This window comes from Fusicatenibacter faecihominis, from assembly GCF_020686945.1.
In the GTDB taxonomy this organism is placed as follows: Bacteria; Bacillota; Clostridia; order Lachnospirales; family Lachnospiraceae; genus Limivivens; species Limivivens faecihominis.
The window spans coordinates 1-13,773 of sequence record NZ_JAJEPR010000055.1 but is presented as its reverse complement, the minus strand read 5'-3'; the positions used below and the strand labels follow the sequence as shown (position 1 = coordinate 13,773).

The 13,773-nt window shown below is 37.2% G+C and carries 22 protein-coding genes and 1 pseudogene; 1 reads left to right on the top strand and 22 read right to left on the bottom strand.

Annotated elements, in window-relative coordinates; all coding sequences use genetic code 11:
- Positions 1 to 376 precede the first annotated feature (376 nt).
- From trxB to LKD71_RS16860, 8 genes are all read right to left on the bottom strand, one after another.
- Positions 377 to 1,300, bottom strand: a complete 924-nt coding sequence (trxB, locus tag LKD71_RS16895; protein ID WP_227616291.1) for a thioredoxin-disulfide reductase — start codon at positions 1,298 to 1,300, stop codon at positions 377 to 379.
- A gap of 15 nt (positions 1,301 to 1,315) precedes the next feature.
- Complete coding sequence (locus tag LKD71_RS16890; RefSeq protein ID WP_015524989.1) at positions 1,316 to 1,639, bottom strand: thioredoxin family protein; 324 nt, start codon at positions 1,637 to 1,639, stop codon at positions 1,316 to 1,318.
- A 333-nt stretch (positions 1,640 to 1,972) separates the two neighbouring features.
- Positions 1,973 to 2,746 (bottom strand): NifB/NifX family molybdenum-iron cluster-binding protein, encoded by a 774-nt coding sequence (locus LKD71_RS16885; protein WP_227616290.1) that lies wholly within the window; start codon positions 2,744 to 2,746, stop codon positions 1,973 to 1,975.
- 98 nt (positions 2,747 to 2,844) lie between these two features.
- Complete coding sequence (locus LKD71_RS16880) at positions 2,845 to 3,429, bottom strand: 4Fe-4S binding protein (RefSeq protein WP_028086470.1); 585 nt, start codon at positions 3,427 to 3,429, stop codon at positions 2,845 to 2,847.
- Positions 3,426 to 3,614, bottom strand: coding sequence for a 4Fe-4S binding protein (locus tag LKD71_RS18625; protein WP_334302600.1), 189 nt, complete (start codon positions 3,612 to 3,614; stop codon positions 3,426 to 3,428). The genes LKD71_RS16880 and LKD71_RS18625 overlap by 4 nt, the downstream gene beginning before the upstream one ends.
- Positions 3,615 to 3,745: 131 nt before the next feature.
- Complete coding sequence (locus tag LKD71_RS16870; protein WP_227616288.1) at positions 3,746 to 4,072, bottom strand: hypothetical protein; 327 nt, start codon at positions 4,070 to 4,072, stop codon at positions 3,746 to 3,748.
- A gap of 85 nt (positions 4,073 to 4,157) precedes the next feature.
- Positions 4,158 to 4,433 carry a response regulator gene (locus LKD71_RS16865; RefSeq protein WP_227616287.1) on the bottom strand — a complete coding sequence of 92 codons (276 nt, stop codon included), beginning with the start codon at positions 4,431 to 4,433 and terminating at the stop codon, positions 4,158 to 4,160.
- 28 nt (positions 4,434 to 4,461) lie between these two features.
- Positions 4,462 to 5,082, bottom strand: a complete 621-nt coding sequence (locus LKD71_RS16860) for a hypothetical protein (protein WP_227616286.1) — start codon at positions 5,080 to 5,082, stop codon at positions 4,462 to 4,464.
- 134 nt (positions 5,083 to 5,216) lie between these two features.
- On the opposite strand from LKD71_RS16860, the gene LKD71_RS16855 reads away from it, so the two are divergent.
- On the top strand, positions 5,217 to 5,876 hold the full coding sequence (locus LKD71_RS16855; RefSeq protein ID WP_029732558.1) for a Crp/Fnr family transcriptional regulator: 660 nt from the start codon (positions 5,217 to 5,219) through the stop codon (positions 5,874 to 5,876).
- Between the two features lie 111 nt (positions 5,877 to 5,987).
- Here LKD71_RS16855 and LKD71_RS16850 read toward each other — a convergent pair whose 3' ends face one another.
- The 14 genes and pseudogenes from LKD71_RS16850 to LKD71_RS16785 form a co-directional block, all read right to left on the bottom strand.
- Complete coding sequence (locus tag LKD71_RS16850; protein ID WP_227616285.1) at positions 5,988 to 7,679, bottom strand: FAD-dependent oxidoreductase; 1,692 nt, start codon at positions 7,677 to 7,679, stop codon at positions 5,988 to 5,990.
- A gap of 1 nt (position 7,680) precedes the next feature.
- A complete protein-coding gene (locus LKD71_RS16845) occupies positions 7,681 to 8,001 on the bottom strand; it encodes a rhodanese-like domain-containing protein (protein ID WP_015524982.1) in 321 nt (106 codons plus the stop codon).
- A 12-nt stretch (positions 8,002 to 8,013) separates the two neighbouring features.
- Positions 8,014 to 8,319, bottom strand: coding sequence for a thioredoxin (trxA, locus tag LKD71_RS16840; protein ID WP_227616284.1), 306 nt, complete (start codon positions 8,317 to 8,319; stop codon positions 8,014 to 8,016).
- Positions 8,320 to 8,411: 92 nt separating this feature from the next.
- Positions 8,412 to 9,158: an SDR family NAD(P)-dependent oxidoreductase gene (locus LKD71_RS16835; protein WP_227616283.1), complete on the bottom strand. Its 747-nt coding sequence runs from the start codon at positions 9,156 to 9,158 to the stop codon at positions 8,412 to 8,414.
- Positions 9,159 to 9,311: 153 nt separating this feature from the next.
- Positions 9,312 to 9,470, bottom strand: coding sequence for a rubredoxin (locus LKD71_RS16830; RefSeq protein ID WP_005339874.1), 159 nt, complete (start codon positions 9,468 to 9,470; stop codon positions 9,312 to 9,314).
- A 94-nt stretch (positions 9,471 to 9,564) separates the two neighbouring features.
- Positions 9,565 to 9,939, bottom strand: coding sequence for a desulfoferrodoxin family protein (locus LKD71_RS16825; RefSeq protein WP_227616282.1), 375 nt, complete (start codon positions 9,937 to 9,939; stop codon positions 9,565 to 9,567).
- Between the two features lie 184 nt (positions 9,940 to 10,123).
- Positions 10,124 to 10,324 (bottom strand): annotated as a pseudogene (locus LKD71_RS16820) (rubrerythrin family protein); the annotation flags it as partial.
- Between the two features lie 89 nt (positions 10,325 to 10,413).
- Positions 10,414 to 11,160: a peroxide stress protein YaaA gene (gene yaaA, locus LKD71_RS16815; protein ID WP_005421606.1), complete on the bottom strand. Its 747-nt coding sequence runs from the start codon at positions 11,158 to 11,160 to the stop codon at positions 10,414 to 10,416.
- Positions 11,160 to 11,615, bottom strand: a complete 456-nt coding sequence (bcp, locus tag LKD71_RS16810; RefSeq protein WP_005421605.1) for a thioredoxin-dependent thiol peroxidase — start codon at positions 11,613 to 11,615, stop codon at positions 11,160 to 11,162. The genes yaaA and bcp overlap by 1 nt, the downstream gene beginning before the upstream one ends.
- Before the next feature lie 3 nt (positions 11,616 to 11,618).
- Positions 11,619 to 11,831, bottom strand: coding sequence for a DUF6219 family protein (locus LKD71_RS16805; RefSeq protein WP_005421604.1), 213 nt, complete (start codon positions 11,829 to 11,831; stop codon positions 11,619 to 11,621).
- 178 nt (positions 11,832 to 12,009) lie between these two features.
- Positions 12,010 to 12,159, bottom strand: coding sequence for a hypothetical protein (locus LKD71_RS16800; RefSeq protein ID WP_015524977.1), 150 nt, complete (start codon positions 12,157 to 12,159; stop codon positions 12,010 to 12,012).
- A 261-nt stretch (positions 12,160 to 12,420) separates the two neighbouring features.
- On the bottom strand, positions 12,421 to 12,855 hold the full coding sequence (locus LKD71_RS16795; protein WP_019161195.1) for a bacteriohemerythrin: 435 nt from the start codon (positions 12,853 to 12,855) through the stop codon (positions 12,421 to 12,423).
- A gap of 76 nt (positions 12,856 to 12,931) precedes the next feature.
- Positions 12,932 to 13,096: a rubredoxin gene (locus LKD71_RS16790; RefSeq protein WP_117767963.1), complete on the bottom strand. Its 165-nt coding sequence runs from the start codon at positions 13,094 to 13,096 to the stop codon at positions 12,932 to 12,934.
- 278 nt (positions 13,097 to 13,374) lie between these two features.
- Positions 13,375 to 13,746, bottom strand: coding sequence for a hypothetical protein (locus tag LKD71_RS16785; protein WP_117767978.1), 372 nt, complete (start codon positions 13,744 to 13,746; stop codon positions 13,375 to 13,377).
- Positions 13,747 to 13,773: the final 27 nt, after the last annotated feature.

The window sequence follows — 13,773 nt, the reverse complement described above, 5'->3', positions numbered from 1 at the left end:
CTTTCCTTCATAAAAATATGGGTGTTCAATATACATATCCGTTCCTCCTGAATTTGAAATCTTGTTGCTCGTTTCAACTTCAGAAGGCGGACCTCTGTTTAGGATCATGCCTGCTCCACCTTTATCCTGCCGGGACATCCCCGCAGTTATTGGCCGAGAAATTCAGGCACGAAAAAAAGCCCCAGTAGTTTTTTTCTTAACTACTGAGGCTTTCGTCTCTTTCTTGTATTCAGTTATCTATGCCTTCTTTCATCAGCATAATCATTGTATCAGGATAAAGTTCACAAAGTATCCGCAATACGTTCCCATAAGTTCATGTCATTATTGAAATTGTACATATTTCAGTATGAAAAGTTCACCATTCAAATTCTGATTATTATTTCTCCACATACTCTTCTGCCATATGTACTGCCATAGCACCATCTGCCACTGCTGTTACTATCTGACGAAGTAACTTTGTTCTGACATCTCCTACAGCATAAACACCCGGAATACTCGTTTCAGTGTTTTCACCTGCCACAATATATCCTTTATTATCCAGTTTTATCTGATTATCTAAAAAATCTGTTGTCGGTTTTCTTCCTATACTCACAAACAGGCCGTCACATTCTATAATGTTTTCTTCTCCTGTAACTGTATCTTTCAACCGCACACCAGTCAATCGTTCTCCATAAATCAGTTCATTTACTGTATTGTTCCATCGAAACTCTATATTTTCAGTTTTCATCAGCTGGTCATGGTAGATTTTCGTTGCACGTAATGTATCTCTTCGATGAACAATGATGACTTTCTTAGCAATTCGACTTAAAAGAACAGCATCTGATACAGCAGAATTTCCACCACCAACAACAACCACGATCTTATCTTTATAAAACATACCATCACAGGAGGCACAATAAGCAACCCCATGACCTATCAATTCTTTTTCTTTAGCGAGACCAAGTTCTCTTGGATTTGCTCCAGTAGCAATCACTACTGTTTTCCCAATATAAATTCCCGAACTAGTTTCTACTCTCTTAAGCTTTCCTGTTAAATCCATATTAAAAACTTCAGCATATTCACTTTTAGCGCCAAATTTTTCCGCCTGTTTTTGCATTTTCTCTGCCAATGAAAATCCGTCAATTCCATTTTCAAAACCAGGATAGTTATCAATCTGCCAGGTCAATGACATCTGACCACCTGCAGATAATTTTTCTAAAACAATGGTATCAAATCCTGCTCTGGCTGCGTATAATGCTGAAGTATACCCTCCAGGTCCTCCCCCCACGATAATCATATCGTAAACATGATTTTCATTCATACAGCAGTCCTCCTTTTATTTTTCCAATGCTTCATTAATAAAATTCTCTATCATTATTTTTGATTCAGGTGCAACAATAGAATCTATTGCCTTTCCATTTCGATATAAAACCAGCGTAGGAATCACCTCAATCTTTTCAGCTTCTGCAATCTGTGGTTCTTCATCAATATTTACTTTTCCAGCAACAAGAATATCGCTGTATTCTTCACTTATTTTTTCATAAGCTGCTCCAATTCTACGGCAATAACCACACCAAGGTGCCCAGAAATCAACCAAAACCGGTTTTTCCTTATGAATTAATTGTCCAAACTTTTCTTTATTTATATTTATAGATGTCATATTTTTCAACTCCTTCTCCTATTTGAACTTAATATACCCCAAATAAGTGCTTGCTTCCGTGATGATATCACAGAAAAGTTGATTTACTTTATTACGCTTTATTACTTCTATTTACAGCATATGTCAGTTATATAATTGACTCTTCTCAATAAATTAAGTATACTCTCATCTTTGACAGTTACAAAAAGATGGGAGTATTATACGTTCAATTCATTATTTTCGGCAAGTAAGAAATAATCAATATGAGAATCACATAACACAAAAGGATGTGCTGCGGTAACTTCTACATTACCTTGGCACATCCTTTCGTACTATTATTTTTTGCTATTCTTCTTAATGGCAGCTGTGGCTTCCACATCCATGCTCACCACATGTATGTCCTTCCCCGTGGTTGTGCTCATGGTGAGAACATTTCACATCCGGATTATACTCAAGTGTTTCATTGATAAAAGCTTCTACTGCTTCATCTGCATCTCCGGAAACTCCTCCGAAGAGCTTGATGCCTGCTGCCGCTAACGCTGTCTGTGCGCCGCCTCCGATTCCGCCACAAATCAAAACATCTGCATTCAATGCATTAAGAACTCCTGCCAATGCGCCATGTCCGCTTCCATTCGTATCTACTACTTCTGAATGTACTACTTTTCCTTCCTCTACATCGTAAATCTTAAATGTCTCTGTGTGTCCAAAGTGCTGGAAAATCTGTCCATTTTCATATGTTACTGCTATTCTCATAATACCTTCTCCTTTTTCTGCTGCATATTTTTTGTAAATTTCCTGTTTGTAACATCCTCCAAAGCTGCAGTTGCCGCTCTGACCGTCACAGATTCTGAAATCCCCGCCCTCAATTCTGAGCGGATGTCCGTCAATAAGTGCATCTGCTATTTTCTTCCGGGCAATCTCGTAAATCCGCTGGACCGTCGTTCTTGCGATCTGCATAGATACTGCACACTGCTCCTGACTATAACCTTTCTTGTCCAAAAGACGGATTGTCTCGTACTCATCTACCGTCAGAACAATGGGTGTTTTTTTCTCCGTATCATCTGCCGGAAGAAATTCTAAAACATTGGGGAAATGGCAGACTTTTCTGCATTTTACTGGTCTCGGCATAAACTGCTCCTTTCTCGCTTTTCTTATATAATAGTCCTATAAAAGGCATATGTCAATAATGTTTTTGACATATGCCTTTTATGAATCACCTTATAGTATTACTTCTTTTCATTATTTTTTAATTTACAGATACCCTGCGTCATTGTTCCCATTGGACAAAATGTACACCAGGTTCGTGGCTTATATAACACCATTACAATCAACCCTAACAACAAAGATGTAAGCATCAAACTATAAAATCCAAAACTAAACTGTGCCACCCAATCAGCTACTGTTCCGGCAGTGTATGTCCATCCCCACGGAACACGGAAGGTCCAGAATAATTTGATGGCTTCACGCAAGGAGGATGCTCCGGCACCAACTAAATATGTCTGAAATACCATATTCCCAAACATTGTAAGGAAAAATATCAAAAAGCCGTATCGGAACCATTTTGAACTCATCCATCGCGGGGTTGGTTTATTTCTTGAGCATTTTAAATCTCCACCAAGCTTACTAAAAAGCTGGCCACGTCCACACAAATGATTACAGAAAAATTTATTTCCACCGAATATTGCTATTCCTAACGGCAACAGGAAATCAATCATCCCAAACCAAGCGAACAAAACATTAAAAAAACCGAGAGCAAAATAAAGGATCGCCCATATCCATAAATAATCATACCAATGTTTCTTTTTCTTCACATCGCTGTCCTCTCTTTCATTTCAATACAACCTGCCGGACAGGACTTTGCACATTTTCCACATCCTACACACACTGTTTCTTCTACCACAGCATAACATCCATGGTAAACTTTGGCCGCTGCCAGCGGACAAGTATTTGCACATACTCCGCAGGCAACACATCTTTTTTTATCGACACTTGCCACTCTTTTTGCCAATGCTTTGTTCCCCTTTCAAATTTTGTATCTCTATTGTACCTGAAAAAGGTAAATCCTTCTGCGACATTATTACATAAGAATTTACCTTGAACGCTAATCATTACAATGACATATTTTTATTATACATTACCTTTATATTTATATATGATGTTTAGAATCTCCTCAGTTGTTCGAATAATTTCTTTTTGTTTTTCTTTCATTGTTATAGATTTGCTTTCTTCTTCAGCTAACGAAGAGTAAAGGTGAATGGTATTAGCATGATTCCATATCTCATCGCAAATTTTCTCGATTTCATCAGCACTCCGAAATGCCTGGTCTGTTTGCATTTGCAAGTGCTCTCGTTGCTCTTCCAGGCGATTCATCCGTTCTTGTAACTGATCCCTTTCTTTCTGCAATCTATCATGTTGTGCTTGCAGTTTATCTATTTGTATTTTAATTTCACTCATCTTTTCTTTCTGTCTCCGCATAAGCATCATCAAATATACAACTACAAATACAAATAATAGTATTATGTACAGCATAAACTTCTCCTCACGACACATATATTTCGACGGTTTTCCGCAAATCAACTATTGATAATGGCATAGAAAGAACAGTTAGTTTTCCTGAATTTTTTTTAATCTCAACAGCATCAGGATTGCCTGTGATTAAAATTACAGGTGTTGTCCTGTCCGCACGCCATGGCTGATTCGGTTGGCTCGTCATATCTTCGGTAACAATCCAAAGATCCGGCTTATGTCTGCCTAATTTTGTTTTAGCACTTTCCGGTGTATAAAACAGCATGATCTGATCTGAAATAAACTGCAATGTTTCTTTTAATCCTTTTGCATAACGTTCACTGCCACAGACTAGTGCAATAATAGAAGCAGCTTTCTTTTTTTGTGTTACCTGAACAAAATCCAAAACTGGTGTATTTATTATAGAGACTAAAGTCTTTTTCCAAATGAACTTTACCATAATAACTCTTTGCTGCCTTGCACATCCTCAGACAAAACTGTTCTATGTCTATATGAATATCGTTTCCGTTCTCCTGTATGTTCATACTGTCCAACTGACAAACTGACATTCCACAGTTTAGTCCAAGATGAAAGCGTATATTATTTTCATCATTCAAAAATCCTTTATTTTGATGAAGATATTCACATCGAAGCTGCCAACAGCGTTCTCCGCAAATATATGGCTTTTCACCGGATTGAGATAGTTTAAAGTAGTCCCCTGCATATTCATCAAACCAGCGAATATACTGGGTTCCCACATCACGGGGCGGATTCTTTTGCCGATCCAGCATAACCCGGCCATCTCGATAATGTTTAACAATTTCCGGGAAAGCAATACCTCCACAAATATCTGGCAAAGTCAATGCCAATGCCAGTGCAGACTGCCATCGTCCATCTACAATATTCAGTTCTACTTCTTCAATTCGGTCCAAAAATGTAAAACTGACATCTCCCTGCATTATTTATCCCTCCCTCATATTTACAACCGTCATGTACTATAGTCAGTATATTTTTATTTATGGCATATGTCAATTATTTAATTGACGCATCTTAAAAAAGCAAGTATACTATGTTCGTAAAGGAGATGACTGCTATGAGCTTCGAAAATTATTTTCCACTATGGAATGACTTAAATACAGCACAGAAAAAACTAATTTCAGACAATTTAATCACACGGGATGTAAAAAAAGGAACGATCATTCACAATGGAAACCTGGACTGTACTGGATTATTACTGGTTAAATCCGGGCAGCTTCGAACTTACATACTTTCAGATGAAGGACGGGAGATTACACTTTACCGTCTGTTCGATATGGATATGTGTCTTTTATCCGCCTCATGTATCATGCGGTCTATTCAATTTGAAGTAACCATTGAAGCAGAAAAAGATACGGATCTTTGGATCATCCCTGCTGAAATCTATAAGGGCATCATGAAAGAATCTGCTCCTGTCGCAAACTATACCAATGAGTTAATGGCTACCCGTTTTTCTGATGTCATGTGGCTGATTGAACAGATTATGTGGAAGAGTTTGGATAAGCGTGTTGCTTCATTTCTTTTAGAAGAAACATCCATTGAAGGAACAAATGAACTGAAAATCACTCACGAAACTATCGCAAACCATCTTGGTTCCCACAGGGAAGTTATTACTCGAATGCTTCGATACTTTCAAGGCGAAGGACTCGTCAGACTCTCTCGCGGCAAAATAACAATCCTTGATTCGAAAAGACTGGAAACACTACAAAGATCATAAAACGTTTTTTTCTCTAAAGAATCCTCCATTTATCAGAATTATGAAAGTCATTCTAATAAATGGGGGATCTTTTTATACTACAATCAAACTATAAAAATATTTTATTTATTTCTAATAATCCATACCACATGCATATGATCTTTCAATCAGTGCATGGTCATTAGCCACTGCATCATAAAAGCGGAATCCACCTGAAAAGTTGTATGTTTCATATCCATTTCCTTCCAAAATACGGCTTGCAATATAACTGCGTAGCCCACTCTGGCATATCAGGTAAACAGGCTTTCCCTTCTCAACTTCATTGATACGTTCCCTCAGTTCATCTACAGGAATGTTTTTAAATCCATTAATATGGCCCCTGCTAAATTCACCTACTGTTCTCACATCCAGCAACACAGCATTTTTATCTTTAGAAATCTTATCCATATCTTCCAAATGCCATTGTTTTAAGGTTCCTTTTGCTATATTGTCTATCATGAATCCGGCCATATTTACAGGATCCTTTGCAGAGGAATATGGCGGTGCATATGCGAGATCCAAATCTTTCAACTGGGTTGCCTTCAGTCCTGCATGAATTGCTGTTGCCAGCACATCAATACGTTTATCAACACCTTCATATCCAATAATCTGAGCACCAAGCAAACGATAAGTCTCTTTTTCAAAAACCACCTTCATGGTCATCACTTTTCCACCAGGATAGTAACCGGCATGACTCATAGGAGAAAGAATTACTGTATCTACATCTAACCCTGACTTTTTGGCATTGGTTTCATTGATACCTGTAGTAGCTGCTGTCATATCAAATACTTTGATAACGGAGCTTCCCTGACTGCCCAGGTAACGACTATCACCGCCACAAATATTATCAGCGATGATTCTGCCCTGTTTATTGGCTGGTCCTGCCAAAGAAATCAGCGCATCATTACCCGTAACATAATGTTTTACCTGAACTGCATCACCTGCAGCATAAATATCCGGTACAGAGGTTTCCATTCTGTCATTCACTACAATACTTTCCTTGATGCCAAGTTCCAGACCGGCTTCTTTTGCTAATACTGTGTCTGGTGTGACTCCGATTGCCAGAACTACCATATCAGCCTGAAGGGATGGATTATCTTTCAACAGGACCTCCACTCTGTTGTCTTTTTCTTTAAATCCTTCTACTGTATAGCCCAGTACCAGTTTTATCCCATGCTTTCTCATTTCATTATGGATCATGGATGCCATATCCGGGTCAAAAGGGTTCATCAGCTGCTTAGGCCTCTGGACAATCGTAACATCCATGCCAAGCTCCCTCAAATTTTCTGCCAGTTCCAGACCAATAAAACCGCCACCTGCCAATACAGCCGATTTTGGATGATTCTTATTTATATATTCCTTTATCCGAAAAGTGTCTTCTACAGTACGAAGTGTAAAAAGTTTATCAATACCTACTCCGGGAAGTCTCGGCTGTGTTGGCTTTGCACCTGGAGAGAGGATCAGCTTATCATATTTTTCTTCAAATATCCCACCATTCTCTAAATTTTTCACTGAAACCGTTTTACGTTCCGGATGTATGGAGATAACTTCATGATGAATTTTCATGTTAATACGGAAACGTTTAAAAAAACTCTCTGGTGTCTGTAGTGTAAGTTCTTCCGGGTCTGTGATCACGTCTCCAATATAATATGGAAGTCCACAATTTGCATAGGATATGTATCCGGATCTTTCAAACACAGTAATTTCAGTATGTTCATTCAGTCTGCGTATTCTTGCTGCGGCTGTAGCTCCTCCGGCTACACCTCCTACAATTATTACCTTCATCTTATTTTTCCACCTTTCCTGAGTAAGCTACAATGCCACCGATATTATTTACTTTAGAATATCCCATTCGTTGCAGTATCCCAGTTGCCTGGCGGCTTCGTGAACCGGAATAACAGTATACAAACAGTGGGATATCCTTATTCTTCGCTACAGAAGCAATATTGTCAAGTTGCTGCAACGGCACATTTTTACTTTCTGGTATATGTCCTTCCTGATATTCCTGCGGTGTACGTACATCCAGCAGAACTGCATCATCAGTCCTTTTATATTCTTCTATGCCTTGATTAATATTCGACTGTTTAAAGAGATCAAAAAATCCCATTAGCACACCCCCCTAAAGCATTTCTAAAATCGCATTCTTAGGTCTCGCCCCTGAAACCTGCTGTACAATCTTCCCATTCTTCATAACCACTAAAGTTGGAATGCTCATAATACTGAACTTATTTGCCAGTTCAGGCTCTTCATCTACATTAATCTTTCCAACTTTAATATCTCTACGCTCACTTACAATCTCCTCTACAATAGGTACTACCATACGGCAAGGCGCACACCAAGATGCCCAAAAATCTAAAAGAACGGGTTTATCGGAATTCAGTACTTCGTTCTGAAAATTATTTTTATTGATATTAATAGCAGACATTTTACAGTCCTCCTTATCTTTTTCTTTTTGTAGATTTATTATAGTCTTAATTTCATTTATTTTCCGTGATTACATCACCATACCTCATTAATTTAACTTCTTGCCATACCATCTACACTTAATATAACACCTGTAATGTAACTCGCCTCATCTGAAGCAAGAAACACAAACGCATTGGCAATATCTTCCGGCTGTCCAAGACGACGCAATGAAATTCTTTCAATCATAGGTTCGATAACTTCCTTTGGCACGGCCTTCATCATATCAGTTTCTGTAATCCCAGGTGCAACAGCATTAACACGAATACCTTTAGGTCCTAGTTCTCTTGCTAATGATACAGTCAATCCGTTTACTGCAAACTTCGATGCCGGATAAGCAAACCCACTTGGCTGTCCCGAAATACTCACCATGGAAGAAGTTGAGAGAATGACCCCCTTGCCTCTTGCCACCATACATTCTGCTGCTACACGAGTAGTATTAAATACTCCTTTTACATTTAGATCCATGACTTTATCAAAAGTCTCCTCTGTATAATCCATAAATGAGGTGTTTTCTGAAATCCCTGCATTATTTACCAGTATGTCGACACATCCATATTTTTCAGTTGCCTCTTTAAAAGCCTTTCTGACAGACTCCATGCTTGCTAGATTTGGACTAATTTCAGCAACTATTGCATTGGGATATTTTTCTTTTAATTTATCTACAGCAACATCTGCCGATTCCTGTGAACTTGCTGCCAACACAACTGAAGCACCTTCCTTCAAGAATTTATCAACTGTAGCAAATCCTATACCACGGCTTCCACCCGTAATGATTGCAACTTTATCTTTTAATCTCATTTAGACTACCTCCTTACTTTGTTTGTAGTTACATTATAAGCAAAAGGTAAATCATTTTCTGTGATATCATCACAAACTATCGCAATAAAAAACCCTGTTGCTCACACGCACCAGGGTTTTTGTTTATCTATCCGTATTTAAATAATCAGAATTTTATTCAACTTCTGAAAACTGATCTTTTCCAACATTACATAATGGGCATTCAAAATCTTCTGGAACGTCCTCCCACTTTGTTCCTGGTGCAATACCACCTTCAGGATAACCTTCCTCTTCATCATATTCCCATCCGCAAACGTCACATACATATTTCATTAGTTTGTTCCTCCTTATAAATATATTAATACACAGCATATATTACTGTTGTATCTGAATTATTTTGTAATCTTAGCACGAAAGTCAAGTGTTTTTAGCATTTCCAGAGTCCATGAAGATTGCAGTATGCGTATACTTCTTCTACATATTCTCCATCACAGAGGCAGAAATCCGCAATAGGTTCCTGTCCTGGAATTAGCTGTTTTCTATAAATACCCTGATTTGTATTTAGTGTAATCCATTCAATGAAATGATTATCAAGCATTGGATGTTTTGTTTCACCGACCACAACATGTACATGCTGTTTGTCCACTGTATATACAGGTACATGCTTCTCAACAGCAGCATCTGTCACTCCAGCTTTTAACTCATGCATAGCCTTTCCGCAGCACATTACTGGTACGCCTTGATCCTTTACCATTTCAATAATGTTTCCACAATGATTGCATACATAATATTTTACTTCCATCTTTTTTATCTTCCTATGTTTAAAATTTAAAATCCAATTGTTTCTATAACTTTTTTCAAAGCATCCGCCGATTTCTTAAACTTTAATGCTTCTTTACCAACTGATGCAGAACCAACAAAGCCACAGCCTATCATTACTGCTTTTTTTAATAATCACTTTCTTCTTTGTAATAATCTCCTTCTCTTTAATAGTTCTCTTCATGTACTTCGAAATAACTCTGTGGATGGTTACATACTGGACATATCTCAGGTGCCTTTGTTCCTACCACAACATGTCCACAGTTACGGCATTCCCATACCTTAACTTCACTCTTTTCAAACACCTGTGCAGTTTCAATATTCTTAAGAAGTGCACGATATCTCTCTTCGTGGTGCTTCTCAATCTGTTTATTGTCAATAAATAATAGTAATAATTACTATTATTATAATAATCAATATTTCTGATTACCTTTTATTTAAAATAATCATTCAATCATCATTTTTTCCGTTCAAAAACATATTCTGCATCTGATGATAAATCAGAGCGGAATGAATAGCCTAGTCTATCAAATTTCTTAATATCCTCAGGATTTTCAATTCTGTTTTCAGCCATGAACCTAACCATTTCACCACGGGCCATCTTAGCATATGTACCTTTTGTCACCAGTTTATCTCCTGATAACTCACAAAATGTAATCGTAATGTATCTATCCTGTCGTGTCAGATATTTTTCTATGCACTTAGAGTATTCTTTCGATGCCAGATTGATTATAATCCTGCTGTTATCAATCACTGAGCGGTATAATAAATCTCCCCAGTACTCATACAGATTTTTTGTTTCTCCTATTCCAACCTTCGCCTGCATTTCCAAACGATAAGGTGTCACACCATCCCTTGGTTTTAGCACACCATAAAATGCAGATATTATTCTCAAATGATTTTGTACATACTCGAACTGACTGTCCTCAAACACGGATGGAGCCATATATTGAAAAGCAATTCCTTCATATGATAAGACAGCTGGGGTAAGTAAATGATAAAGATCCATGTTTTCCAATCTATTGAAGTTCTGTTCTGTAATTTTGTCATTACATTTCCAGATAGTCTTCAGTTCTTCTTTTGACTTACTTTTCAACCAACTTTGTATCTCTGTCGTCTTTTCAATAAATTCAGGCAATCCATCCGGCGCTATGCTGTCAGTATCTGTAATCATCTTTTTAGCAGGGGATAATATTATCTTCATTAATCTAATTCCTTGAGCATATTTTCAGGATCATCTGCAGCCTTGACTTTATCATTTGCCTTTATAATAATCCCCTGTTCATCAATAAGATATGTGGTTCTTACTACTCCCATAGAGACTTTGCCATAATTTTTCTTTTCTTTCCATACATCATATGCTTCAATAACTTTCCGCTCTGGATCTGCTAAAAGTGTAAATGTCAATCCATATTTTTCCTCAAATCTCTTATGAGAGGATACAGAATCCTTACTGACTCCAAGAATAACTGCTCCTTTTTCGGTAAACTGAGGGTATCGCTCAGAAAACCCACATGCCTGTTTCGTGCATCCCGCTGTATTATCCTTGGGATAGAAATATAAAATCACTTTTTTTCCTGTATAATCCGATAATCTATGTATTTTCCCATTTTGATCTGGCAACTCAAAATCCGGTGCCTTAACCCCTACTTCCAACATTATTTATCCCTCCCTTTCTGTATCTTTCTCTTTATTCGCCTTTTTCTTCCTATTCCCGGTAATCATTTTATGACCTGTATATATCGCCATTACCATACATAACATAGAACTTAAAGCAAAGTATTTGTGACTTGATTTTTGCTTTTTATATCCAGTGTAAAAAGTCCCAAGCATTGTGATCAATGCTCCTACTGACCAATATTTATGTGCTTTCATGTAATTCCTCCATTTTTCAGTGTATTCAATTCTAATTATACGCTACCATATTCCTATGTCAATTTGATAATAGAGCATTCCTATAAATTTTTTCAAAATATCATTGTCAAAACTATGTATTGTTATCCTTTAATTTTTCTTTGAAATAATTGACAAAAAGCTTGCTTTCAGGAGATTACTATTTAATCTCTTTTCCATCTATATATAGTTGAAATTTATCAGGATTATTGACAACATCATAGTCCTTTCCGTATTCTACAGGTCTATATTCGGCTGTCATTACCGATTCCCCGTCTTCAATATCCTCTTTCCATAAATAGATGTTCATATCAATGCTCGTCGCATATCCTCTGTCTGTGGAGAATTTTGTCGAATGAAAAGAGACTTTACAACTTAAAATTGGATAAAAAGGACAAAAAAAGAAGAGCTGCTTGCTCTTCCCATATAGTAGTAGTAAAATAATATGTCATGCCAGCGCAATATATTACCTAGAATATCGCTATAACAGGAAAGGGGCTGCATTGTGACAGCCCCTAGTTTACTTCATCACGTTGTCTACATTCTGAGTGAACTCGTTCCCTGGTTTATTTTAGCATCGGTCTGGATTTTGTTTCATAAAGATAAATTTTGCCACAGAGCGGTCGTATGTTTTAATGTGTCCAAACAGCCAGTCGATTACATTTTTCTGTACAAGTTCACTGAACCGATCTGTTGGTCCTTCATACTCCTGAAGGTATTCATACAGTTCCTGAATTGTCTTTTTAAACTCTTCATGTTTTTCATAATGTTTTTCACGCTCTGGATAACCGGCTTTTTCCTGAAGTGCTTCTTCTTCTTTAAAATGAAAGTCAGTATACTCGTTAAGATAATCCAGAAGTTTGATCGCCTTTACCTTGCTGTCGCCATTTTGACAGGCAATTACAAAGTTCTGAATACGGTCAATCAATTCTTTGTGCTGTGTATCGATTGTTTTATTTCCTGTTACTAAATTGTCATCAAAGGTAATGTTTAAATCGTAAGTCATAATTTGACCTCCATTTCTTTTATATGTTCTCTTAGGCTCTTTTAATGTCTGGCAGTTTCGTACCTGCATTTTCTGCTTAGTCTTCTACAGGAACGAAAACGTCTTTTCCTAATCCGCAGATTGGGCATGTCCAGTCATCTGGAATATCCTCAAATGCAGTTTCTGGATCGATACCGGCGTCTATATCCCCTACTGCCGGATCATAAATATATCCACATGGTTCACATTCATATTTTATCATAGTCATTTTCCCTTTTCAATGTCGATTTATTTTTGTTACCAAGTTCCTAGCAATTTTTCTAACACTTTGTTTCTTGTATATCTGTATTATACATGATAATTATTCTTTTGTCAATAATAGTAATTATTATTATTTTTTTGCACTTAGCATAAACTGATATTTGAATTGCACATTTACACACTGTATATATCATGGAAATAGTTGAATAAAAAAATGAACTCTATTCATTAAAGACAGAGTTGCCGGAAATTATTTCTCTCCAACAACTTTCTTCGTCTTTAAGTCCTTAAAACACAATACTGTCCAATCAGATTCATCCAACTGTTATATTTATTCTTTTCACACACCTTTCGGCAAATTTCATTTTCCATCAATACACAGAACATCTTATCATAATCAAATGCCCAAACAGCACCATTCACATGGTTTTCCACTGCTTTCTGATCTATGTTCTTTAAACGTGTGACCATTTTTTCAATTTCTCCATTTCTCAAGTTACCGATATTTTTGCAGATAAACCGAAAGAAATTCAACGTTGCATATTCGTCATGCCAATGGAACTCTTCTGGATTGTTTTTAATTTTACTGACTCGCTGCTGTTCTTTGATTATCTGATCAGCTACACCTTTCATCGAATCTTCGTATCTCATATTACTCACCTACTCTTCCTCAACGCC

Bases quoted from the DNA above. Each gene is read 5' to 3' on its own strand.
- trxB (WP_227616291.1), bottom strand. From the start codon at position 1,300: ATGAATGAAAATCATGTTTACGATATGATTATCGTGGGGGGAGGACCT.
- LKD71_RS16890 (WP_015524989.1), bottom strand. From the start codon at position 1,639: ATGACATCTATAAATATAAATAAAGAAAAGTTTGGACAATTAATTCAT.
- LKD71_RS16885 (WP_227616290.1), bottom strand. From the start codon at position 2,746: ATGCCGAGACCAGTAAAATGCAGAAAAGTCTGCCATTTCCCCAATGTT.
- LKD71_RS16870 (WP_227616288.1), bottom strand. From the start codon at position 4,072: ATGAGTGAAATTAAAATACAAATAGATAAACTGCAAGCACAACATGAT.
- LKD71_RS16860 (WP_227616286.1), bottom strand. From the start codon at position 5,082: ATGCAGGGAGATGTCAGTTTTACATTTTTGGACCGAATTGAAGAAGTA.
- LKD71_RS16855 (WP_029732558.1), top strand. From the start codon at position 5,217: ATGAGCTTCGAAAATTATTTTCCACTATGGAATGACTTAAATACAGCA.
- LKD71_RS16850 (WP_227616285.1), bottom strand. From the start codon at position 7,679: ATGAAGGTAATAATTGTAGGAGGTGTAGCCGGAGGAGCTACAGCCGCA.
- LKD71_RS16845 (WP_015524982.1), bottom strand. From the start codon at position 8,001: ATGGGATTTTTTGATCTCTTTAAACAGTCGAATATTAATCAAGGCATA.
- trxA (WP_227616284.1), bottom strand. From the start codon at position 8,319: ATGTCTGCTATTAATATCAATAAAAATAATTTTCAGAACGAAGTACTG.
- LKD71_RS16835 (WP_227616283.1), bottom strand. From the start codon at position 9,158: ATGAGATTAAAAGATAAAGTTGCAATCATTACGGGTGGAAGCCGTGGT.
- LKD71_RS16830 (WP_005339874.1), bottom strand. From the start codon at position 9,470: ATGAAATATGTATGTGACGTTTGCGGATGGGAATATGATGAAGAGGAA.
- LKD71_RS16825 (WP_227616282.1), bottom strand. From the start codon at position 9,939: ATGGAAGTAAAATATTATGTATGCAATCATTGTGGAAACATTATTGAA.
- yaaA (WP_005421606.1), bottom strand. From the start codon at position 11,160: ATGAAGATAATATTATCCCCTGCTAAAAAGATGATTACAGATACTGAC.
- bcp (WP_005421605.1), bottom strand. From the start codon at position 11,615: ATGTTGGAAGTAGGGGTTAAGGCACCGGATTTTGAGTTGCCAGATCAA.
- LKD71_RS16805 (WP_005421604.1), bottom strand. From the start codon at position 11,831: ATGAAAGCACATAAATATTGGTCAGTAGGAGCATTGATCACAATGCTT.
- LKD71_RS16800 (WP_015524977.1), bottom strand. From the start codon at position 12,159: ATGAACATCTATTTATGGAAAGAGGATATTGAAGACGGGGAATCGGTA.
- LKD71_RS16795 (WP_019161195.1), bottom strand. From the start codon at position 12,855: ATGACTTACGATTTAAACATTACCTTTGATGACAATTTAGTAACAGGA.
- LKD71_RS16790 (WP_117767963.1), bottom strand. From the start codon at position 13,096: ATGATAAAATATGAATGTGAACCATGTGGATATATTTATGATCCGGCA.
- LKD71_RS16785 (WP_117767978.1), bottom strand. From the start codon at position 13,746: ATGAGATACGAAGATTCGATGAAAGGTGTAGCTGATCAGATAATCAAA.